General features: G+C 57.4%; 17 protein-coding genes. 7 read left to right on the top strand and 10 right to left on the bottom strand.

Annotated elements, in window-relative coordinates; translation table 11 throughout:
* The first annotated feature begins 510 nt into the window (after window positions 1-510).
* Window positions 511-900, top strand: a complete 390-nt coding sequence (locus AC0L2K_RS03945) for a hypothetical protein (RefSeq protein WP_473530672.1) — start codon at window positions 511-513, stop codon at window positions 898-900.
* The gene (locus AC0L2K_RS03940) at window positions 897-3,047 is read left to right on the top strand and encodes a GDSL-type esterase/lipase family protein (protein ID WP_473530671.1); all 2,151 of its coding nucleotides are present in this window, start codon (window positions 897-899) and stop codon (window positions 3,045-3,047) included. The genes AC0L2K_RS03945 and AC0L2K_RS03940 overlap by 4 nt, the downstream gene beginning before the upstream one ends.
* 117 nt (window positions 3,048-3,164) lie before the next feature.
* Here AC0L2K_RS03940 and AC0L2K_RS03935 read toward each other — a convergent pair whose 3' ends face one another.
* From AC0L2K_RS03935 to AC0L2K_RS03925, 3 genes are all read right to left on the bottom strand, one after another.
* On the bottom strand, window positions 3,165-4,217 hold the full coding sequence (locus AC0L2K_RS03935) for a Vgb family protein (RefSeq protein ID WP_473530670.1): 1,053 nt from the start codon (window positions 4,215-4,217) through the stop codon (window positions 3,165-3,167).
* Between the two features lie 251 nt (window positions 4,218-4,468).
* A complete protein-coding gene (locus AC0L2K_RS03930) occupies window positions 4,469-4,762 on the bottom strand; it encodes a hypothetical protein (RefSeq protein ID WP_473530669.1) in 294 nt (97 codons plus the stop codon).
* Between the two features lie 309 nt (window positions 4,763-5,071).
* Window positions 5,072-5,794: a Crp/Fnr family transcriptional regulator gene (locus AC0L2K_RS03925; protein ID WP_473530668.1), complete on the bottom strand. Its 723-nt coding sequence runs from the start codon at window positions 5,792-5,794 to the stop codon at window positions 5,072-5,074.
* Between the two features lie 241 nt (window positions 5,795-6,035).
* On the opposite strand from AC0L2K_RS03925, the gene AC0L2K_RS03920 reads away from it, so the two are divergent.
* Window positions 6,036-7,547 carry an exopolysaccharide biosynthesis polyprenyl glycosylphosphotransferase gene (locus tag AC0L2K_RS03920; RefSeq protein ID WP_473530667.1) on the top strand — a complete coding sequence of 504 codons (1,512 nt, stop codon included), beginning with the start codon at window positions 6,036-6,038 and terminating at the stop codon, window positions 7,545-7,547.
* Between the two features lie 373 nt (window positions 7,548-7,920).
* Here AC0L2K_RS03920 and AC0L2K_RS03915 read toward each other — a convergent pair whose 3' ends face one another.
* The 7 genes from AC0L2K_RS03915 to AC0L2K_RS03885 all read right to left on the bottom strand — a co-directional run bounded on the left by AC0L2K_RS03915 (window position 7,921) and on the right by AC0L2K_RS03885 (window position 17,748).
* On the bottom strand, window positions 7,921-9,072 hold the full coding sequence (locus AC0L2K_RS03915) for a glycosyltransferase (protein ID WP_473530666.1): 1,152 nt from the start codon (window positions 9,070-9,072) through the stop codon (window positions 7,921-7,923).
* A gap of 247 nt (window positions 9,073-9,319) precedes the next feature.
* A complete protein-coding gene (locus AC0L2K_RS03910) occupies window positions 9,320-10,468 on the bottom strand; it encodes an acyl-CoA dehydrogenase family protein (RefSeq protein WP_473530665.1) in 1,149 nt (382 codons plus the stop codon).
* Complete coding sequence (locus AC0L2K_RS03905) at window positions 10,468-12,030, bottom strand: amino acid adenylation domain-containing protein (RefSeq protein WP_473530664.1); 1,563 nt, start codon at window positions 12,028-12,030, stop codon at window positions 10,468-10,470. The genes AC0L2K_RS03910 and AC0L2K_RS03905 overlap by 1 nt, the downstream gene beginning before the upstream one ends.
* A gap of 8 nt (window positions 12,031-12,038) precedes the next feature.
* Entirely contained in the window at window positions 12,039-12,299 is a 261-nt protein-coding gene (locus AC0L2K_RS03900) for an acyl carrier protein (protein WP_065006930.1), read from the bottom strand.
* Entirely contained in the window at window positions 12,296-14,872 is a 2,577-nt protein-coding gene (locus tag AC0L2K_RS03895) for an SGNH/GDSL hydrolase family protein (protein WP_473530663.1), read from the bottom strand. Before AC0L2K_RS03895 ends, AC0L2K_RS03900 begins: the two co-directional genes overlap by 4 nt.
* Before the next feature lie 704 nt (window positions 14,873-15,576).
* Window positions 15,577-16,314, bottom strand: coding sequence for a class I SAM-dependent methyltransferase (locus tag AC0L2K_RS03890; protein WP_473530662.1), 738 nt, complete (start codon window positions 16,312-16,314; stop codon window positions 15,577-15,579).
* A 336-nt stretch (window positions 16,315-16,650) separates the two neighbouring features.
* Window positions 16,651-17,748 (bottom strand): polysaccharide pyruvyl transferase family protein, encoded by a 1,098-nt coding sequence (locus tag AC0L2K_RS03885; protein ID WP_473530661.1) that lies wholly within the window; start codon window positions 17,746-17,748, stop codon window positions 16,651-16,653.
* 437 nt (window positions 17,749-18,185) lie between these two features.
* Here AC0L2K_RS03885 and AC0L2K_RS03880 point away from each other — a divergent pair, with 437 nt between their 5' ends.
* The 4 genes from AC0L2K_RS03880 to AC0L2K_RS03865 all read left to right on the top strand — a co-directional run bounded on the left by AC0L2K_RS03880 (window position 18,186) and on the right by AC0L2K_RS03865 (window position 22,711).
* The gene (locus tag AC0L2K_RS03880) at window positions 18,186-19,436 is read left to right on the top strand and encodes a glycosyltransferase (RefSeq protein WP_473530660.1); all 1,251 of its coding nucleotides are present in this window, start codon (window positions 18,186-18,188) and stop codon (window positions 19,434-19,436) included.
* A complete protein-coding gene (locus tag AC0L2K_RS03875) occupies window positions 19,433-19,663 on the top strand; it encodes a hypothetical protein (protein ID WP_473530659.1) in 231 nt (76 codons plus the stop codon). Before AC0L2K_RS03880 ends, AC0L2K_RS03875 begins: the two co-directional genes overlap by 4 nt.
* Window positions 19,660-20,889 carry a glycosyltransferase gene (locus AC0L2K_RS03870; RefSeq protein WP_473530658.1) on the top strand — a complete coding sequence of 410 codons (1,230 nt, stop codon included), beginning with the start codon at window positions 19,660-19,662 and terminating at the stop codon, window positions 20,887-20,889. The genes AC0L2K_RS03875 and AC0L2K_RS03870 overlap by 4 nt, the downstream gene beginning before the upstream one ends.
* A gap of 340 nt (window positions 20,890-21,229) precedes the next feature.
* Window positions 21,230-22,711 carry a lipopolysaccharide biosynthesis protein gene (locus AC0L2K_RS03865; RefSeq protein ID WP_473530657.1) on the top strand — a complete coding sequence of 494 codons (1,482 nt, stop codon included), beginning with the start codon at window positions 21,230-21,232 and terminating at the stop codon, window positions 22,709-22,711.
* The last annotated feature ends 46 nt before the right edge of the window (window positions 22,712-22,757 follow it).

The raw sequence follows: 22,757 nt of genomic DNA, 5'->3' as shown, positions 1-22,757 counted from the left end.
ACGCCGGGCGCTGCCCGCTCCGATGCTCATCCCATGCTTCTCCCGTCTTCCGGAATTTTCGCCTCACCTGTTCGGTTTTCGGTGCTCACCTTCCGGGGGACGGGATGAGCCCTCACGCAACCGCACGTTGCCGCCGGATATGCTGCACTGCAACAGGATGCGTACTACAACCTAAACGCACAGACAACGACGAAAGTTCAAGATGCCTCTGGCTCAATGCGCGCGCACAATTTGTGCCAATTACCGACTAAATGCCCGCGTTAAATTGCCGACCTGTCGCAATTTGGTACAACAACAGCAACAGCGATCGCCGCCCGCGTCACCGTGCCCGGTGTCGAGCCAGGGTATTGCAGGCTCAAAAAAATGTTGCCAATCTACCCAAAGTAGTGGCAAATATTATGTTGCAGTGCCTAAGAGTGCGATGCAACATTGAATTTGTCTCGCTGACCTGCAGAAAACCGATTGCATCGGCGTCAGGTGCAGGGTCAGTGGCTTAAGAGGCCATGGACAATGGTACTCGACACCCGGGCCAAACAGGTCGCCGACGAGCACCATGGTGTCGTCGCGATCGGCGTTGGTTTCAATTCAGCCTTTTTCCTGCACCAGTTCGTCGGACGGAGGAAAGGTCGTGTTCTCGCCCTCGAATGGGGACGCCACAACACGGATGATCGGCAGCTCGAACGCCGCGCAAACAGCAATATCCGGGACAAGGACGCCGGCAGATCGTGGAATTACACGATCGGCCTGGTCGGCGGCACCAACAGCTGGTTCGGGCAGACACCGCGGTTCCTTGCTTACGACTTCGACCGGCCGACCAGCTATGACGATCTCGAGCCTTTCTGCTGCGGCCCAGGCGGTCATGCCCGTGAGCAGCTTTGCCAGGGGGAGAAAATACTATGACCGTGTTCTATGACAGCAGCCGTCCGGACGCTTTCATCGGCGGTGCCGGTTCGGACGCAGTCAATTACGGCGCTTCGCCCCGTGGAGTCATCGCCGATTTGGCTTCCGGCCATGCTTACAAGTTGCTGTCGATACTGCCGCTGGGCGATTCCATTACCTATGGAGTGATCGCGAGCTCTTCCGATACCGAAAGCGGCGGGTATCGGAAGTTCATGCTGGAACAGTTGGCGGCACTCAATGTGAAGATCGACTTCGTCGGTTCCTCGTCCAACGGACCCGCCAGCATGGGCGATCGGGATCACGAGGGTCACCGCAACTGGACGCTCAATCAACTGAACGGCATCGACAACGATGTTGTGGCCGCTACGAAACCGGATGCCGTGCTGCTGATTGCCGGAACAAATGACAGCTCGACCGATAGCGTGCCAACGATGTTGCAGGATCTGCGCAGTCTTTTGCTCAGCCTGACCTCCAGCGATCCCGCCTTGACCGTCTTCGTCGGTTCCTTGCCTCCCGTTCGCGTCGGCCAACAGTCGCAAGCGCGTGCAGACCGTGTCGATGCGTATAATGATGCAATGCCCGGTCTGATCTCTGAACTGGCCGCCCAGGGGCACAAGATCGCCTTTGTCGACATGCGTGATCTGACACCAGATGACATCACCGCGCCGCCGCTTGACAGCGGGCTGCATCCGACTGCCGGGGGCTATGCAAAAATCTCCTCACATTGGATGGCCGCACTGGAACAACATCTCGGCCTGGACGGGACCGGTATCGGAAGCGACCGCGACACCTTCACCAGCATCGAAAATCTTACAGGCTCTTCCTTTGCCGACCAACTCGGCGGAAACGAGGGAGCCAATGTGCTGGATGGGCTGGCTGGCGATGATTTGCTGGAGGGCCGCGGCGGCTCCGACCAACTCATCGGCGGGGTCGGCGCCGACACGCTTGTCGGCGGCACGGGTAACGACGTCTACTATGTCGATAATGCCGGAGACAAAACCATCGAGGCGACCAATGGCGGCGTCGACGAAACGCATGCTTATACAAACTGGACCCTGGCCGACAACGTCGAAAACCTCTTCCTGAGGTCGGCTGCCAATCTGGCGGCAAAAGGCAACGGGCTCGCCAACACCATGGTCGGCAACGGCGCAGCGAATACGCTCGAAGGCCTCGGCGGCGACGATCGGCTGGAGGGCCGCGGCGGGTCGGACCGGCTCGTCGGTGGTCTTGGCGCCGATATCCTCATCGGTGGAACGGGAAACGACAGCTTCGTCTTCGCCGCCGGCCATGGCCACGACACCGTCACCGACTTCGACCTTTCCGGCGATGATCTCCTGGAGATTTCAGGCTACCAAAGATATAGCGAACTCCGGCAGGTCGGGAGCGACACGCTGGTCGTCTTCTCCGACAGCGACACTGTTCTCCTCAAAGGCGTGGCCAGCGCCTCCTTGAGCAGTTTGGATTTCGTCTGGATCGATCCACTCGACGAGCCGCCGCCGGGGTCAATCGTAGGCAACGACGGCAACAATACGCTTACCGGCGGTCCCGGTGCGGACGTCATTTATGGAATGGGCGGCAGCGATATCTTGAACGGAAAAGCGGGCGCCGACACGCTTTTCGGCGGCGCGGGTGATGACGTCTTCCATGTCGACAATGCCGGTGACAAAACCATCGAAGAGAACAATGGCGGCTTCGACGAGACGCATGCTTATATAAACTGGACCCTGGCCGACAACGTCGAAAACCTCTTCCTGAGGTCGGCTGCCAATCTGGCGGGAAAAGGCAACGAACTCGCCAACACCATGGTGGGCAACGGCGCAGCGAACACGCTCGAAGGCCTTGGCGGCGCAGATCGGCTGGAGGGCCGAGGCGGGTCGGACCGGCTCGTCGGTGGTCTTGGCACCGATATCCTCACCGGCGGAACGGGAAACGACAGCTTCGTCTTCGCCGCCGGCCATGGCCACGACACCATCACCGACTTCGACCTTTCCGGCGATGATCTCCTGGAGATTTCAGGATACCAAAGATATAGCGAACTCCGGCAGGTCGGGAGCGACACGCTGGTCGTCTTCTCCAACAGTGACACGCTTTCACTAAACGGTGTCCTCGTCGCAAGCGTCTCGAACAGCGATTTTCTCTTCGTGTAGAGCGGCATCTCCCTACGCTATGTCAAAGACAGTCGCTGACATGCGGTCTCTTCACGCAATTGCCCTTCGTCGTTGGCTAAAGCGCGTCGCGTTTGGCCGGGCCTCATGCGACGCGCTTTAGGTTGTTGTTTTTATGCATGTCGTTATCGCAAAACCGCTGCACACTTTTGCGCGACATGCATTAGACCTCTTTTGCTTTATTCGCCCGTTTCGGTCTCGATCAAGACAAGGCGGTCGGTACCGGACTCCGCGCCCCATACCTCGCCGGAGCGCCCGTTGAGCTGGCGCACGTTGGCGTTGTCGCGGTCGGACGGGAAGCTCGCGAAGGTCTGCGTTTTCCGGGTCGAAGCGGACGATGGCGTTCGCGCTGAAATCGGTGAGCCAGACCGTGTCGCGTTCATCGACATAAACGGCATAGGCCTGGGGCTCGTCTCCGGGCAGCTTCCAGCTGCGCCAGTCATTTGCGGCCGGATCGAAGACGCTAACCTGGCCGGCGTTCCATTCGCTGACCCAGATGCGGCCTTTGGAATCCGACCAGACGCGGCGGGCGCCCTGATCCGCGGTCGGCGGGTCGATGGGGGAAGCCTCGCCGGTCGAAACATCGATTCTGGCGATATGGTTGCCGGCGAGCGAGGCGTAGTAGACCTCACCGGACGGCGTGGTTGTGATCCCGTAGGGGCCGCGACCGCGCGGAGCGTTCCAGACCTCGACCTTGCCGCTCGCCGGATCGAGCCTGCCGTAGATGCCCTCCTGCCCGGTGAACCAGAGCCTCCCGTGTTTGTCGAAGGAACCGGTGTTGAGGTTCGCGTAGCCGTGCCCCTCGGGGAGTGGAAAGGCCTTCACCGCTTCTGTTTCGGCATCAACGCGCACGATGGCGTTGAGGCCGCCGTCGGTCACCCAAGCGGCGCCGTCGGGACCGACGATCACGCCGTGCGGCGCCGAGCCGTCGCCAAGGGTGATGTGCCTGACGGCGCCTGTATCAAGATCGAGCCGCCCAAGCGCGCCCTGTCCCTGGGCGGTGTACCATACGGAGCCATCCGGCGCCGGAGCGACATCATGCGGGCCGGCGCCCTCCGGAACGGGATAGTAGCGGACCTCGTCCGCGGCGGCACGCGCGGCCACCGAGCAGAGCAGCGCGGCGAACAGCGCCGACGCAATCGTACGAAACATGGCGAACTCCTCACATCGCGAGGTTCAATTTGCACAGCGAGCGATCCAAATATCCTTTTCGCGCCACCGCGGCGGCCGAGCCGCAGATGCCGTGCTGGCGTGCCGCTTGCAGATCAAAGTCAGGAGCTAGTGCAGCCCCTGCCCTCGCTAGGCCTGCAAGCCAGAATCGTCGATAAGGCGGTAGCCTCGTGGGAAAAACCTGCATACGGCGACGGGATCGCGGCCAAAGCCAGACTTTTCGGCGGAAGCCGTCAGCTTTGCCCCAAAAGTGCACGCGCCAACTCTTGCCATTCCTCATCAAGCGTCAAGATCGACGGCGCGGCGTTGCAACGACGATACCAATATTCCGCATTCGATTGATCGCCTTCCTTGCGATGCAGGTAGGCATGCACGCGCATACCCGCCGTATCGTCGCGCACCTGTGCGCGCTCGTGCGCCTTATCCCAATCGCCCTTCGCATCCCACCACAGCGCCTGCAGGGCCGGGGTCAGGCCGGCGGGCGGCTGTGATTTCGCAATCGAATTTCTGAAGGCTTGCAGATCCATTCTTCCCCCGACGTGAGGTACATGGGCGGCCGATAATAGTTCCGGATTCCCCAACAGCAAAGTCGCATCGCACAGCAAAGAGGCGGTGCTCGTGTGCGTGCCATTGTCCAATCTCGGGCGCAGTCGACGCAGTCTGCACGGCAGTGAGCGGTGTCTCGTTGCCTGGGAAGGCGCACATGTCCGTTGCGGCGACCTACGACGCCGACGTAAAGGACTTTACCGAGCGATCCGAGCACGACCGCCACCACGTCCGGTTCACTATCTTCCCGGAGGATGGCCTTGGAGATGCCCGAGCATATGGGAAAGGCATCATTGAACGATCAAACGCGAGTAGCCAAGTGCAACAGACTCTAATGCGGTGCGATTGAGAATTGTCAGCGAGCCGCGGTCGTATTGGGTCAGATCCCGCCGTTCCCATTCTCTCAGGCAACGATTCACTTTCGCTCGAGACGCCGGGATCATTGCCGCGAGGTCGGTCTGCGAAATGTGGATGCTCAGAGCTCCATTCACGTTAGCCGTGCTGTGCGGGGTCTCAGTCAATCGCAAGACCGTGCTCGCCAATCGAATGGATAGGGCATTGGACGCACTGTGGATCACTCGCTCTTGCGCGTCGTGCGTTGCTTGGCATAGGTACGGGATCACCTTCAGTGCGAGATCTGGGTGCTTGTCGAAGACACTAGCCATGAAAGCTGCTTCGATTTGGAGCAAGTCGCTGTCCACGACTGACGCAGCGTTCATGTTACTGTGTCGCGCGATGAACAATCTAGTCAAGTCGAAAATGTCACCGGGACCAAGATCGGAAAAGATGAATTCTCGGCCATCTGAGAGGGGGACACTAAGACGAACTTTTCCGCGAATTATATAGTAAATATAACGCGGTATATCCCCAAGGTGAGTTAAGACTTTATTCTTTGGAACCCTCCGTAGGATGGCTGCTTTCGCCATTTCACTAAGAGTATCTTGTCCAAATTGCCGAAATAAGCGTATGTTGTTCAGCTGTTTGACTCGAACCTCAGCGCCATTCTCTGCCATGGCTCCCTCTCTCTGATAGGGTAAGCGCCCCCGGTCCCCTAAAGCATTGCCTTGACCACCTGTTTTGAACGAGTCCGACCTCCAGTCCGTTCGCACGCGAACGCGTTAAGGCAATATTAACACATTAGGATACGATAAAATAGCGACTCGTCTGTGCCCGGGGTAACAGCGACATGTCTCCGAGACATTTAAATCAAATCTAACCGACTGGAAGCCGTTGGGATAACCCCCTCCTTATGGGATGGCGTGTGCCATGACCCAAAGAGGAGAAGGGCTGCAACAGGATTCGGGGGGTCGTCTTATGCGGCATGCACCAACCGAGGCGTCGCGTGCGCTCTGGAAGCGGAGCGTAGAGCCGCTACGGCTCCCCGTGGGAGCAGTTTGCGTGTTTCTCGCAACTGCTGATTTCCTCCTTGGACAGACAATACTTCTTGCGTCAATTGAGCTCTATCATAGGGCCTTCGAGGTGAGGCCGCCGGATATCTGGGATTCGATCTGCCTAAGTGTTACCGCCGGCCTATTGTTGGTCGCATTCATGACCGCCAGGGGCGCCTACACGGTTAGTGGCATCCTGGACGATTACTGCAGGATCAAAACACTCTTTAGCGGCTGGCTGTTTGTTTTCTTTTCAATTCTCTGGCTCGCCTTTCTCACGAAGACGACGTCGACGTTCTCGCGCGGCTCCTTGACGCTGGCGTTTGCGGTCGGATTCCCAATCCTGCTGCCTGGCCACGCGGTTCTAGCGCGCGGGCTGACACGGCTTCTGGCGGCTGAGAAACTCGTGTTGCGCACAGTTTATCTGTTTTACTCTGGCGTTCCTGGGAAGGAACAGGGGATAATTGCCAAGCTTGGGCAACAGGGCATCGCGGTTTGTGGTGTTTCGAACATCGAGAACCATGATGGCACGATCGCAGCACGATCGGTGCATGCCGCCGTCGCAGCTGCACAGGCTGCGTTCCGTAGTGGCTCGTATGGGGCAGTTTATCTCTTTTGCTCTTGGGACCAGCGGAAGTTGATCGAACGCATCCTGGAGGAAATGTCCCGCCTCCCGCTGCCGGTCTATCTTTTCGCCGACGCCTACATAGATAGAATTCTGGCTGGATGCCCGCTGCACACCGGCTGGCAGCGAGCCTTCGAAGTCCAGCGTGTGCCGTTGAGGCCTACCGAACGCCTGCTCAAGCGGCTGTTCGATATTGCTGTTGCATCCCTGCTACTGCTGTTCCTGTGTCCGTTGATGGCCCTGGTCGGATGTGCCATAGCGCTCGAGAACGGTCGCCCTGTGCTGTTCCGGCAGATGCGACGAGGTTTTGGCGGTAAGCCGTTCAATATTTACAAATTCCGATCTATGACGGTGCAGGAGAACGGTACACAAATTCGCCAGGCTCAGCGCAATGATGCGCGGGTTACCCGACTTGGCCGAATATTGCGCCGGTCAAACATCGACGAACTGCCGCAATTATTCAATGTGCTTCGAGGGGAGATGTCCTTGGTTGGGCCTCGACCTCACGCCGTCGCTCATGACGACACCTATACTTTGACCATTGCGAGCTATGCTTATCGCCATCATGTAAAACCCGGTTTGACAGGCTGGGCTCAGATCAATGGCTTTCGAGGGGAAACGAAGGAACTCTGGAGGATGGAAAAACGCGTTGAGCACGACCTCTGGTATATAAAATCCTGGAGCATGCTTCTCGACATTAAAATAATTTGGAAAACTGCTCTATTGATCTTTTCGGATCGTAATGTCTATTGATGTAATAGCAGCTTCTTAGGAAGCTAAATGGATTTATGTAGTCCATCCTCCGACCGATTGAACGGATAATTTTCATTCTGATGCTTCGGGCGATCCCGCCGCAGCGAGTACATCGAGCCTCACAATCGGGTTCGCGCCCGTTCAGTCGCCGGACAGTGGCGCATCTCGCAGGCTGAATTTAGCTCAAATGCGAAAATCAATGCGACGCAGGGAGATGGTCGGAGCAACACATGACGGAACCTCAGCAAAAAGCCGGGGGGCAGTCGGATCTTGCCACACAACGGTTCAGGACGGACCACGGGCTCATTGCGGCGAACGGAAAGCAGGCTTCCTTGGCGGCGCACCCGCCTTCAACACGAGAAATTGTGCAGTCCTATGGGCTTCCGCCCGACGGCATCCGGCTCTTGATTTCCTCTAGAATGTTGGTTGCGCGTGCGATGCGGCTGTACCTGGCCAGAAAGTCTGCCTTCGCCTGCTGACCAATCTGATCCCGAAGCGCCTTGTTCTCGCGCAGGCGCTGAAGAGCTTTGACCCAGTCGGACGGGTTGTCTGGCGACACCAGAACGCTGTTGACGCTATCCCTCAAAACTTCTCGGATAACTGACAGGTCGGAGGACACTATGGGTTTGCCATGCGCCATATATTCGAAGAGCTTGAGCGGCGACATTCCCTCAGCGATATTTCGACCGCCGCCCTGGCCCTCTACATCTCTAAGATAGGGCGCGAGTACAACGTCCATTTCGGCCAAGTAGGCACATGTCGCGGCGTGAGGAACGTAGCCGTGAAACACTGTGTTCGGGCATTTGGCCAGCTTCGATGTCCAATACTCTACATCGCCTGGTGTTCCCCCGACGATGTGAAAAGTCGCCCAGCCGCATCGAGGCGCAATAGCGCTTATTATCTCCATGCCTTTTCCCTTATACAGATGTCCGACATAACCAACCTTGAACGTGCCGCTGAGGCTGCATGGCTCGACATTCGGCGGAACAGGATCCGCGCCATTGGGCGCGATGAAAAACTTTGCGGCATATTGAGGAAAGAGGCGGATGCTGTCGTCCCGCAGACGTTGCGACGTGACGACCAGCATACGGAATGCCTCTAGGCCTATCAGTTTGGCAATGCGCTGACGCTGACGTCTGCTCAAACTGCCAATCGGGTCGTGAAGCTCAAAAACGGTCGTGAACCCGAAAAGTCCGGCAGAAACAAGCGCTACAGTAGCCGAGCGTGTAAAGACGACATGCGGCCGCAGCCAGAGCGCAGCAAGAAGCGCCAACACAGCAAAAAAAAGCTCCCGGCCGGGCACAGGCCAAAAGGGTACAGGGAGAACGCGGAATGGGAACTCGGTACCGAATCCGTATTCGCGCGCGATCTTCTCATAATGATCCCGTGTATTCATGGAGGCGCGTGGAAGCGCTAGTACGACCTCCGCTCCGGCAACCCGAAATGCATGGCACATCCTTGCGACTTGTACAGCATTGGCGGCCGGCGCCGGGACGTGCGCAGAATGTATACAGAGAAGCCGCATCCACAAAGCCTATCTTTCACGCGTCGCGGCTGGTCTGGCTCTTCGCTACTGAGCCGCAAGTTCGGAGATCACGGGCTGGGCAGACGCACCCAAGTCGAACGACAAAGCGCCCTCCGCCCCGGTGGCTCCATGGGTTGCGATAGTACCACTCTCCGGTTGCCTTACCAAAATCGAGTGTTTCGCGAACTGAGGGCAGGCCCAGCGACGGCACACGCCCTTCACGGACAGGTTCTGACCACGGCCGTCATCAAAGCCCCAGCCAGCCAGCAATAATGTTGCGCTGTATCTCAGAAGTTCCGGAATAGAGTTTGCTGCCGATGGCATCACGCACGGCACGTTCGACGTCGAATTCGCTCAAGAAACCATAGCCGCCGAAGACCTGGACGACATCGAGCGTGGTGCGAACTAGCGATTCGCTCACAAAGAGCTTCGAAACGGCGGCGTCGAGGGATACGGACTGGGAGTGCTCAAGGCCCCACGCCGCCTTGTAGACGAGCAGTCGGGCCGCCTCCACCTGCATCTTCATGTCGGCAATCTTATGGGCGACCGCCTGGTGCTTGGAGATGGCCTGGCCGGACTGACGTCGGGTGCGCGTATAGGCCACTGCCTTTTCCAGAAGCCGCTCCATGGTGCCTACGTGACTGGCGAACAGGCACGCCCGCTCCCAGTCCATGCTATGAGCGAACAGCCTGGAGCCGCCGCCCACTCCACCGAGAACAGCGTCCTTCGAAACAAGTACGTCCTCGAAGACAAGCTCCCCGATCGGAGACGTCCGCAGTCCCATTTTTTCGAACTTTTGCGCGACCCGATAGCCGGGCAGCGCGCGGTCCACGAGGAAGCTCGTGATGCCGCCGAAATACCCCTTTGCGCGGTCAGTGACAGCAAAGACGACGGCAACATCTGCCACCGGCCCGTTGCTCACGAAGGTCTTCGTGCCGTTGATTAGAAAGCCGTCGCCATGAGACTCCGCCCGGGTTTGCATCGCAAATGCATCGGAGCCCGACTCCGGTTCGCTCATCGCATTGGCTGCGATCAAAGTGCCATCACAGAGCCCCGGAAGATATCGATTCTTCTGCTCTTCAGTGCCGAACTTCCAAATCGGCACCACGCAGGCCAGAAGGTGGGCGCAGATCGAGAAGACCAAGCCGGAGTCCTCGCAGCCGTAGCCAAGCGCATCGATTGCAATGGCCGTGGACAGGGAATCGAGACCGGGTCCCCCGTAGGCCTGGGGGACTGGCAGGCCGGTCAGGCCCATCTGCGCGCAAGCCCCCCACAACTCGCGCTGGAATACTTGGTCTCGATCGCGCTGCCTGACATCTTTATTGAGCTTATCTTGCGCGAATCGAAGGATCTGGCCACGCAGGATACGCTGCTCCTCGTTCAGCGCGAAATCCACTACTCCATCCTCATCAGATGCTGGTAGTCGATTTTATCTGTCGATGTCTTGGGAAGTAACTGGTGATGCGAGAACCAGTCCGGGGCCATGTAGGCCGGCAAGTTGTGGGCGCAGAACCGCTTCAGCTCGATGAGTGACAGCGCATGGCCGTCGCGCGAGGCATAGAACACCTTTATGGAGACGCCCGACTCCTCCGAGCGAGCGATCGCCGCCACCTCGGAGATCGCTGGATGGCGATAGAGCGCCGTCTCGATCTCGCCGAGTTCGATCCGATATCCCCGTCTCTTCACCATCCGGTCGCGTCGACCGCGAAAGGTGTAGACTCCGCCATCACCTTCGATCACTACATCGCCGGTACGGTACCAGCGACCGCTTGAATCGACATGAAAAGCGGCGCTTGTTCGCTCAGGCATGTTCCAATAGCCCAGCATCACGGGAGCACCGCTGATTGCGAGCTCGCCTTCCTGGCCTCGCGGCACGTTGCGACCATTCGCATCGATCACGCGTGCCTTAACATGCGAGCAGGCGCGCCCGATCGGAAACGGCGCCGAGCGGTCTTCGGCGATCGTCTGCGGGATTTCGTAGTAGGTACAGACGTTGGTTTCGGTTGGGCCATAGAGATTCAGGTAGCGTGCGCGTGGGACCACAGCCTTTAGCCTGCGCAGATGCTTGACCGGAAAAACCTCGCCGGCAAATAGAATGAACCGAAGAGCGTGGTCGTCGCGAGCATCAATGCCGCCGTGCTCGACCAGAAGCGTGAGTACGGAGGGCGTGGAATACCAGACGGTCAACCGCCGCTCGGCGATAACCGACGCCATCCGGGTCGGATTCTTGCCGAGCTCCTCACCGATGAGGAATACGGTCGCGCCGTGCTTCAGCGGTACGAAGATGTCGAGAATAGACAGGTCGAAGTGGAAAGGCGCATGGGAGGAGAAGCGGTCGTTCTCGTCAGGGGCGAGGATTTCGGAACACCAGTCCACGTAGCTCGAGCCATTACAATGCGTCAGCATCACGCCCTTCGGCTGGCCGGTCGAGCCCGAAGTGTAAAGCACGTAAGCGAGGTTGTCCGGCCCCGGCCGCGCCGATTCGTCCTCCACCGCCAAGCCGCCGGCCTCTACGCCAGCCAGGTACGCCGCGAGCGGCGAGGGACCGTCGGACCAGTCGAGCGGTAAGAGACAAGGTTCCGCAGCCAAGCGCGCCAACTCACAGCGCAAAGTTTCGGCTCGGGACGCCTCCACGAAAATCGCGCGCACGCCGCAGTCGTTAAATATAAACGCGTTACGCGCAGGCGGTGCCAGAGAGTCGACGGGCACATAGGCCGCGCCCGCCTTTAAGATGCCGAACAGAACAGCGAGCGAGGCGATCGATTTTGGAAGGCAAATGCCGACGCGGTCCGCCGGCCGGACGCCGATCCGACGCAGATGGTCGCGGACTTGGTCCGACAGCGTATCGAGCTCGCCATAGGTGATCTGCCGCCCAGAGCTCGCCTCGACAGCGGCGCACCTCTGGGGATACCGCCTCGCGCTCTGTTCAAGATACTCGTGTAAGGCAGCGACCGTCATGGCGAGCTCTATGTGGACGCCTGCTTCGACTGGACGAAATTGGCAATTTGGGTGATGGAGTTCAGGTTCTCCGGCACGAGTTCGTCAGGGGCGATTTCGATACCGCAGGATTTTTCCAAGTAGGCAACGAGCTTAAGCGTCGCCAACGAGTCGAGAATGCCGTCGGTTATCAGCTCCGTTGAATCCGTCAGATTCTCCGGCCTTTCACCGGGCAGAAATTCCTTCAATATGAAATCCCTGGCCATCGTCCTGATCTGGATCGCGTTCATTGTTCCTCCTCTTGTGGAGCAACCGCAAGGTTCAGGGGAACTAAATCCTGGTGTTGCTGCAGCACTTCGTAAAGCTTGTCGGCGACGAGCCGATGGCCGGCGGCGTTTGGGTGATCGTCCCAAGGTGCTACAAGAAGTGTCCGCCAGTCATATCCGTCATACACACCGGAAAGATCGAGAACGTTAAAGCCAGCCTCGGCAGCGAGACGCTTCTCCAGCTCGGTACTGGCCCTCTCGTCTGGTCTGGGTAGATAGATCCAAAAGACCCCGACCCCTTCTCGCTTCGCAGCTTCCACGATTCGAGAATAGATCGCACGCAGAAGCCTGTCTCCGTAGGGCGTGAGCTTTCTTTGAATTACCTCGGGGTCGGCACCGGGATCGATCCCGCTCTCGCGTACAATGTCGCGCACGAAGTCGTAGCGATATGCGGAGCCATTCTGGATTGCTTTCCCGAGACGCTTTAGCGTTCTTGGAACAAGCGCGCTGTGCTCGAAGTAAAAGATGTACTTTGGTTTGAATGCGAGCACTCGATCCTCGATGATGGCCAGAATGTCCAGAGGAAGATAACCCCCAACGGCAAAGTTCAGCACCTCGTAGTGTCGATACCCGCTGTCGGCTGCCTGCGCATTCAGCCGTCGCTCCAACAGGCCCTCGAAAGTCTCGTCGTCCGCGACGCCCTCGCCGAAGACATGGGAAGAGCCGACCATTGCGATGCGTGAGGTGTCGGGAGCAGGAATCTTTTCGTAGTCCTGATCTCGCATGCCCCAGCGGTTGATGTGGACCCGCTTTCCCTTGTAGTCTGCTTGGGAGAGTGGTCGCAGATAGGTCGTGGGAAGCGCACCCGTGAACTCGCTCAGCGGCGTCTTGTCCAAATTGTCCCAGCCGTCGTGTCGTCGTTGGCCATAGACAATCCAGAGTTCTGGGTTAAATGCGCCGACATTGACGAGGTTCTCGTAGTAGCCGCGCTCCAGGTTCGCGTTGTCGCGGCTATTGAGATTCGGCGCTCTAATGTCGGCCATTGCGGTACTGACCGTCTCCCCGAGGCGATCGTGAACCACGGGGAGCGAGATGCAAACCGCGATCAACCCGCATACACCGACCGACGCAACCGACCGTCGGAAACTGTACTGGCGGTCGGCGCCGCCGCGCGCGAGCGCAAGCGCAGGAATGCCAATGATAGCTGCCACCGCGACCAGTACGAGGGCGGGCGTCATTTTGCCAGAGGCTTCCACGCCCACAGTATCGAAGACCGACAACCATTGCGGGACCGAGCTCGCGCTCCAAAACGACCAAAGGAGGCAGATGACGACGAATACCCCAATGGTCCGACTCGCAGTTTGCAGCGCACCGTTCCAGCTTAGTGCCCCGCCACGCAGGCGCCGCGTGCGACCGTGCCGCATTTCATAGTGGGCGTTGATCGTCACAAGCACGGCCAGGATCATCCAGAAGAGGAAGTCGTTCCAGGTGAACACCCAGGTGCCACGTAACCAGAACCACTGATAGTTGTGCAGCAGCCAAGTCGCGAGGAACGCGAGGAGGGTCGCGCTGACCAGCGCTACGCTCTCTCCCCAGCGTCGAAAACGAAAATACAACGGATAGTATACAATTTTCATTATGAAATCCTTCCAGTATATATTTATTCGACGCCAGAAATCTGTGAAACTTGAAGAAAGAAAGTACAGATTGTGGGTTTCTGGAAGATTAAATCCAAATAAATGCAAAATCCCAGTGATTATGTGAAAAGTTCCTGAAACCTTCAGATAAAGTAAAAACGGCCATATGATAAATTGCAAAAGCTCAAGCTGATTGTGTACGTCCGCAGCATCGATCACAAACCGCTGGTACACGATACGGTAGCATATTAAATGGATAGCGCCGCGAAACATCCATTGAACACCTGTTTGATAAATATAATGCCGGTCAGCATTGTAGTAGCTGCTACGGAAAGTTCTAAAATCTACGACCGGAAAGAGCGGGAAGCACACGTTCGGCAACATGAAAAAATACGCGAGACGTTCCGAAACCGTCGCCATCCTCTGGTCACGCCGCATTTCGTACGTATAGACAATGAGACGGAACATGAACATTGACGCGAGCACGGGCCAGACGGCGCGCGTCCACGGGATCGCAATCCAGTCCATTCGTGCGGCGGCGAGCCCGCAGCCGGCACCAACCAGCGCCAGCACTCTCCATCCAAAAGCGATCGGTAGGTGGACAATTCCGATCAGTACGAGCCCAATGGCGACGATCCAGGCGGCATCGATGAGGCCCTCAAATCTCCAGTGGTGCCAGTTGGGCCCAAGGTTCGCGAAAACTGCGGCGATAGCCGCGAACGAGAGCAGCACGAAAAACGGCAGCCGGTAACGCTGTGGCAGGAAGTAGTGCACGCACCAGCCGGCGAGGGCAACGAGAAGGACGCGGACTAGCGCAGTAGACTCGAGCCTGAGGAGATAGACCAGCGCGATGAAGAGGGCCAGCTCGCCGGCTATGGCGGACCAAGCCAGGATGCTTCTCGACTCAGTCCCCGAAGGATCCGCCGACCAGGGAAGAGACAATGTCTTGATCGAATGCACGCTCGCGCGCCTCAACCAGCTGCCGGCGGACATCGACAAGAAGTCGCTTTGGGGCACGCGAAAGATCCGCAAGCTGCTGGTCCCCCTCCCATGGCTCCCATCCCTGACGGGCAAAGCGCCCGGTCCTTGGAGCGTTGCCTTGACTTCTTTGAACGAGTCCGGTTCCGCGCAAACGCAGAAGTACCCAAGTGTATCAGAAACAAATCGCTCCGCTGTGCCCGGGGTAACAGCGACCCGTCTCCAGATTGGAAGCCGATTCCGAATGGGATCGCTCTGCCCCACAAGCCGCGCCGCGAGCCGAACGCCGATGGCAGCCGACGCTCTATCTGCCTTGACCATCTTAATCCGGGTACGCTCGAGCACGTTTCGCCGATGCGAGCCAATCGAGACCAAGCGAGCCCTGTCGATCTTGAACCGCCTGTCCCGAGAAACGCTGGAATCTCTCTTTTGAGCCAAAGGCTCACAGCGCCACAGGGAACGCCGCGCGCGTTTTTAGCCGTCGGGGCATCAGCGGGGGCGTCCGCCACCCGTGCGCGGGCTCTGTTGGATCTGCTTGACCTCTGGACAGGAAGCTCCGAGCTGTATCGCGATCATGACCTCATTCGCAAAGCCAACAGGCTCGGAATAATGATGAGCTGCGTCATGAACGCCAGGGAGAAATGGAGTGCTCAGGATCAAAATACCTCACGGCATCCGGGTACACTTCACGCTGTCAAAAAGTCCGATCCATCGCCTTTGTGCGCGTAGTATCTTTCTCCAAACCGCACACTGAGCTTCGCCAGAAACGTACTATTGCGTTCTGCAGGCAAATGGTTGAACGGCTTGAGTTCCGATCCAATCTCAGATGTTTTCCTGAGCATGGCAAGGCCGGTACTACCGAAGTCTACCGTCATCTGAAGCTGGTCTAAATTGTCGTAGAAAATGCTCTGAACTACATAAAAAATCCTTCGGTTAGCGATCTCAATTTGGGGATTGTCCTTCCTTCGCCCTCGCATATATGGGTTCGGATCAATGTCATCGAAGCAGATTGTGCCTCCTTTTCGAACCAGGCTGAACCACGTATACACTTCATTCAACACGTGTTCTGGCGTGTGCAGACTATCGACATAGACTAAATCGATTCCATCCTGCAGAATGGGCGCTTTGTTTAGGATGGTCTTGCGATCTATGGAGTCTGCCTGAACAAAGGTCCAGCGACAGCTAACTGCCGCACTTGAGCAATCCCGGATATCGACCGAGACCAGGTTCCCGCCGTTCTTCTCGCAGGCAGCAAGAATCATTTTAGTGGCCTGCCCCCGATCCGTCCCAAGTTCTAGAAATGTGCCATTCGGTCGCGCAGCCGCTGCGTCGTACAGCCGAACCAATTGCAGGGCTGCAATGGCCGCCTCACCGCACGATTGGGTCCGCTCCTGGGTTGCTCTAAGATATGAGATGACTTCCATTTTTTGTCCTTCCTCGCCAAAGCTGATCGTGTAGTCACAGCGCTACGATCGTTTAAACTGGCGATCCGTTGGACCTTCGCCGCGCAACGAGTCCGGTTCCGCGCAAACGCAGAAGTACCAGTACATAAGCGTATCAGAAATAAATCGCTCTGCTGTGCCCGGGGTAACAGCGACCCCGTCTCTAAGATTGGAAGCCGATTCCGAATGGGATCGATCTGGCCCACAAGCCGCGCCGCGAACCGAACGCCGATGGCAGCCGACGCTCTATCTGCCTTGGCCGCCTCGATCCGGAAAAACGCCCGAGCAACATGATCGATGCGCTCGAGGCAAAGAGCCTTATTGCAGATGATGCACCGACCGGGAAGAAGCTCCGAGTACCCCTTCAAGCGACCGTGACAGTCGTGTGTAGTGTTGCATCGCATTTTCTACAATCACGGGGTTAATAACCTCGCTACCGTCGCGTACGATCTTTTGTATGGCGCCTGGAAATAGAAACAGAAAAAGCAGCTTGTGAATATCCCCGATTCTCCAGAAAAAAGAGGATCGGTTGATACGCTTGTACAAGAGTCTTGTTTTCTCCGCTCCCGAATATGCAATACATGGCACGCCGTAGCTCATTGCAATTACGCCAAAGTGCAGTCGAGTGGTAATCAGCAGATCAAGCGAAGACGCCTCGCCACATGCATCTTCCACGTCAGTTAAAATTTTGCTGCTGCAATTATCTTGTGACAGGTTGGCGCAAAATGCTCCGAAATGCCCATCTTTTTTTGGATTGATTTCATAGAAAATGAAATCAATATCTTTGCGAATTCGTGTTACAAACTGCAGTATGCGTTTTGCCAACCGAGACCGACGGGACGAACCAAGGTAGATATTGAGCCCCACACGTAGACGCGAGCGCCCTTTGTCATATCTACTTCCAGAAATTCTGCGGGAGGTCGTCCATACGACATCATCCAGGAACTCGCCTTCGGTGTTCGCTTGTGCAAGGAGTTTTAGATCCTCGCGATTTCTCAATGTTACATAGTTTAGGCGTCTTATAAGTTCCTGGCGCGCAGCGGGTACAATTTCATCGATGTCTTTTCCCGCGCCTCCTATGGAAAAGGCAAATAGCTTGATAGATTTTTCTTTTGTATATTCTAGAATAAGTCCAAGGTCGTCGTTGAAATCCTGCACAACCTCCGAAGGTTGCTGCCTCGGGATAAGTAGGCCGCCCCCCCCAAATATAACTACATCAACCGACTCGATAAATTCTTTGACATCAGAGCATATCTTAAAACCCCAATCCATTTTGTCGGAGCGCAGCTTCGCATAAACTATTGGATCATGCCCCTCATCTTTTACACACTTGGAAAAAAGATAGGCCATGACATTGTCGCCGAGATTCTGATAGCTGTAAAAGCCAAATATCCCGACCCGGAGAACCGGCGTCATGCTGCGCTCCTCTGAAGTGCTCGGCGCTCGGGCTTATGCTCGAACGGGGAGCGACTACTTTTTTGAACGAGTCTGGTTCCGATCCGATTTTCGCGCACACGCGATAGGGCGGAAGTATTGGTACAAGGTATACCACAAAAAATCACTCCGCTGTGCCCGGGGTAACAGCGGCAGTTCTCTGAGACGTTTAAATCCAACAAGTTAGATCTGATCGACTGGAAGCCGTTGGAATAACCCTCCTTACGGACTGCAAGTGCTGGCCCAAGACGGAAGGGCACACTTGGGACTCGGGGTTCATCTCCATACGGCATGCACCCACCGGGGCGTGGCATGTCACTCCAATGCAGTAGCACCGATATCGGGACACATGGACCAAAAGCGCGGCTGGGCGTGGGAACGCACCCAACGGATAAATTCAGCGCGATCGGTGCGGCGATATGAAAGTACAGGGTGCGGAAGGCAAGATTGAGTTGGGGCGTCGACTGCGTATCGCTCATGTCATCACCCGTCTCATCAATGGCGGTGCTGATGAGAATACTGTCCATTCCTGCAATTGGTCCGCGCAAAGGGGGCATGATGTTGTCCTGCTGCATGGCGAGACGGTCCAGCCGGAAATCATAGCTAAAGTGGACCCGCGGGTGGAACTCATTGGCGTCCCGGGCCTGACTCGGTCCATTTCGCCTGTCTCCGACCTGAGGGCATTGTTGGCGCTCACCCGGAGATTCCGCGCCTTGAATGCCGACATCGTGCATACGCATACCAGCAAGGCAGGCATTCTCGGGCGTCTCGCCGCATGGGCGGCGGGCGTTCCAGCGATCGTTCATGGCGTGCATATCGTGCCTTTTGTCAATGTCGGCGTCGCCGAGCGGTTTGCTTATCTCGCCTTGGAAAGGCTGGCAGCGCCGATCACCAGCGCGTTCATCAGTGTGAGCGAGGGCATCCGCGACTTATGCTTGAGCGCAGGAGTGGGACATCCAGACAAACATTATGTCGTCCAATCCGGATTCGATCTCGATCGTTTTCGCAACGCCGCTCCGCCCGACGGTTGGCGCAATTTGTTGCGCTTGACCCCGGACGCGCCGCGCCCGCCCGTGCTCTTGATGATCGCGGCTTTCGAGCCACGCAAGCGACACACGGAATTTCTGGACGCTTTCAACAAAGTCGCCGCCCGGTTACACGACGCGGTGCTTGTGCTCGCGGGCGACGGGCCGCTTCGCTCGACCGTGGAATCGCGGGCCAAGCGGCTTGGGCTCGAGCGGCAAGTGGTCTTTACCGGTTATCGGGACGACCCCGAGCGGCTGATCGCGCTCGCGGATCTCTGCCTGCTTTGTTCCATGCGGGAGGGATTGCCCCGCGTGGTCATGCAATATCTCGCCGGTGGCAAGCCCTGCGTCGCTTGCGATCTGCCAGGTCTTCGCGAAGTGCTCCGCCCTGGTATCAACGGTGTGATTACACCCCCGGATGATTTGGCAGCCATGGCCGACGCCATTGCCGCCCTCCTGGAGGATCGTGCAAGACTGGCCTGCCTCGCCCAAGGTGCCGCCGCGGCGACGGATCTTTCGAACTGGGACGTCAAGCTGGTGGGCAAGCGGACCGATGCCATTTACCGGGAGGCTCTTGACCAGCATCGGGCAAGCAAGGGAGTGTCAACAACACCTCCTGTCCGAAATGTGGCGCTTCCGCGGTGAACGGTGCAGCCTATGGTTTGACGGTGATCGGGCAGCTTGCCGGATTGGTTAGCGGTGCAAACTTTGCCGATTTCGGAGAGGAGTGCGTCGATCTGGACGACAAGGGGATCGATGCGCTGAAAGGCAGTGAGATGCCAAAGAGGCATCTTCTTTTTTGCACATGGGACGGGGTTGTAATCTTGGTGGCCGCCTTGGCTCCAGGAACGCTATCCGGCGGATTGATATGATTGAAGCAGAAGTTGCCTCCGCTTATCCGACGAAGACCCCGCGAGCCGAAGCTCTTCCCAGCATACGTGTTCTGCTCGTGCTCCCAACCTATTTTCCTGAGTCATATGGCGGCGGCGAACAACAGGCGCGGCGATTTGCTCGGGCGCTGGTTGAAAGCGGCGTTTCCGCAACCATTTTGGCACCCAGACTGTCGCACTCGACCCCGAAACGGTCCGCCATCGACGGGGTCCCTATCCATCGCCTTCGTTTGCGCGCGGCTCCGTATTTGGGCGGGCGCCATATGCTGTCGTTCCTGTCGTGGTGTGTCCAGGTTTTGATCTGGATGCTGCGCCGTCGCGACGAATTCGATGTCGTACATATCATCCATGCCCGACTTCACGCTGTTCCGGCGGCATTGGCAGGAGCCCTCCTGCGCAAACCGGTTCTCGCAAAATTGGCCCGAGGCGGACGGTGTTTCGATCTCGACGTTGTGCGCGAAAAGAAGATCATCGGTCGCTGGGCGTCCGCCTTGATTAAACGTCACGTCACGGCCTTCATGGCCAATAGCCGCCAAATCGCTAATGATCTGAAGAGACACGGCATCGACGCAGATCGCATTCATATGATTCCGAATGGGATCGATCTGCCCCGCAAGCCGCACCGCGACCCGAGCGCCGATGGCAGCCGACGCTTTATCTGCCTTGGCCGTCTCGATCCGGAAAAATGCGTCGAGCACATGATCGATGCGTTCGCGGCACTTCCCGCCGACGCAAAGGCGCAACTCACCATCCTGGGCGATGGCCAGTGCCGCGTCCCTCTCGAGGAACAGGCGGCCCGGTTGGGCCTTTCCGGCAAGGTCACATTCGCCGGGGCGGTCGAAGATGTGTTTCCCTTTCTGTGGGAGGCTGATTTCTATCTTTCCACCTCGGCGTCGGAAGGCATGTCAAACGCACTGCTCGAGGCCATGAGTTGCGGCGTGGTCCCTATCATCACCGATGTCAGCGGTGCGTCCGACGTTGTGGAGCATGAGCGCAGCGGCTTCTTGGCTCGCTCGCAGGTGGAGTATTGGGGACTCCTTCGTCGCGCGCTCGGCCTATCGGAAGCCGAGCGCGATGAGATGGCGCGGCGCGCAGTACAAACAGTCACTGCGCGATTCAGCATGGAAAGCGTCGCAACACGGCAAATGAGGTTGTATGCCACTCTTGTGGGACACTGCCACCCAGATCGTGAGGCGATAGGTTATTAAGGAGCAACCCCGAAGCCGGCCCAGGCAATGACGACTATTGATGCCGGAGAGCGGCGCTGAACGAGATTCTTGATCGCCTACAACGCAGCAAAGAGGCCAAGTAATTAGCCATGACGGTCGACTTTCGCGAAAAGCTGAGCTTCGTGGCCAGGGAAAGTGCCCTGGATGCGGCAGTATCCGCTGCCATAATGACTTAGGTTATGAAGCGATGGAGAAAACGGTGAGCGCCTGAGGGATCCACCCCGCGAGGCCTTGGGCGAGAAAATAGCTCATGAGGTTGGAGCACGCTTGCATGCACTGAAGCGTGGCAGTCCAATTGGACAGTCCGGAGCAGGTCAACTTGGACGAGGTAACTGGACATAAAAACCTGACACGAAGGGCAGCCAACGGCCTCTCGTGGTCGGGTGCCACATTGCTGGCCCGAACCTTTTTGAATGTCCTGGTCACGGCCGTTCTCGCGCGCCTGCTTTCCCCCGAGGAATACGGCGTTGCCGGCGCTGCGCTGATCATCGCAGCCGTCGGCAATAACATTGCCAATCTCGGCATGTCGCAAGTCCTGGTCCAGCGACGGGACGTCGACGAGCGCCATATCGGAACCGTAGTTTTCTTGTCCATGACAATCGCTGCCATTCTCGGCTTGCTTCAATGGGTGTTTGCACCGCAGATTGCCGATTTCCTTCATGTACCGGAATTGGTCCTCATTTCGCGCCTCCTTGCGGTGATGATGATCGCGAACGCGTTCAATCTGACCGCCGGGGCTATTTTGTCGCGGCACCTGAAATTCAGAATATCCTCCACAGCGAGTCTGGTCGCTTGGATTGCTTCCCATGTCGGGCTGGCCATTCCGCTTGCCTATTTTGGACTCAGCTATTGGGCCTTGGTGGTCGCGTATATGGCCGAGGCATCGATCCTGGCCAGCATCTATTTCTTCATCGCCAGGGACTATCTCGTGAGGCCCAGTTTCGACATGCAGTCCTATCGCGATATCCGCAGACAGAGCCTAGGCTATTCGCTGGCTGGCATATCATCCGTCACCGCCAAAAATATCGATAATGTTATTGTCGCGCGATTGATCGGCACTGCAGAGCTGGGAATTTACTCGCGAGCGTATTATCTGATTGCTATGCCAGCAAATCTGTTCGGCAATCTGAACAATAGCGTGATTTTCCCGCTCCTGTCGAAGGTTCATCACGATAAGGCCAGGCTATGCAGCGCTCAGCTCAAGGGGTATGCTTTGACGGCGGCGCTTGCTCTACCAACTAGCGCGTTTCTATGCTGTTTCGCAAAAGAGATTGTTCTGACAATCCTTGGCCAGAAATGGACGGATGCCGTCGCTCCCATTATCATATTCTCTGCAGTAATTTATTTCCGCGTGGGTTACAGAGTGTGCGGAGCCGTGATGCTTGCGACGGGCCAAAGTTACCGAATGGCCTCCATGCAGATCATTTACATGGCCCTTGTCGCTTCATTCGCATTCTTCTCGGCGCCCTACGGCGTGAACGCAGTGGCCTTTTCAGTGTCCGGCGCCATTGCGACGAGTTTCTTCCTTTATGCGGCGATGAGTTGTCGGATAACGGGATTATCGGCTCTGGATTTCGCGCTCGTCCATGTGCCGCCTGTCGCATTCGCCGCTGCGGTGTTCGCCACCGGCTCGGCGGTCAAAATGCTGCTTGCCGGATCGCCCGACTATCTTGTGCTCGCGACCGGGCTTTTCGTTATAGGTACATTGTCCGTTGTCACTGTCTATCTGAGAGCGTCGCTCCTCTTCGGGAAATATGGCGCGGAAGTCCTGCAAACCCTAACATCCAAGAAAACGAAATGATTGGATTTGCATAGCCCCACCGGGCCAGGTTGCAAACACCATGCAG

The organism is Mesorhizobium sp. WSM4817, assembly GCF_055811135.1.
Note: the sequence above shows the minus strand (reverse complement) of the source record. Positions and strands in the feature narration are given on the sequence as shown.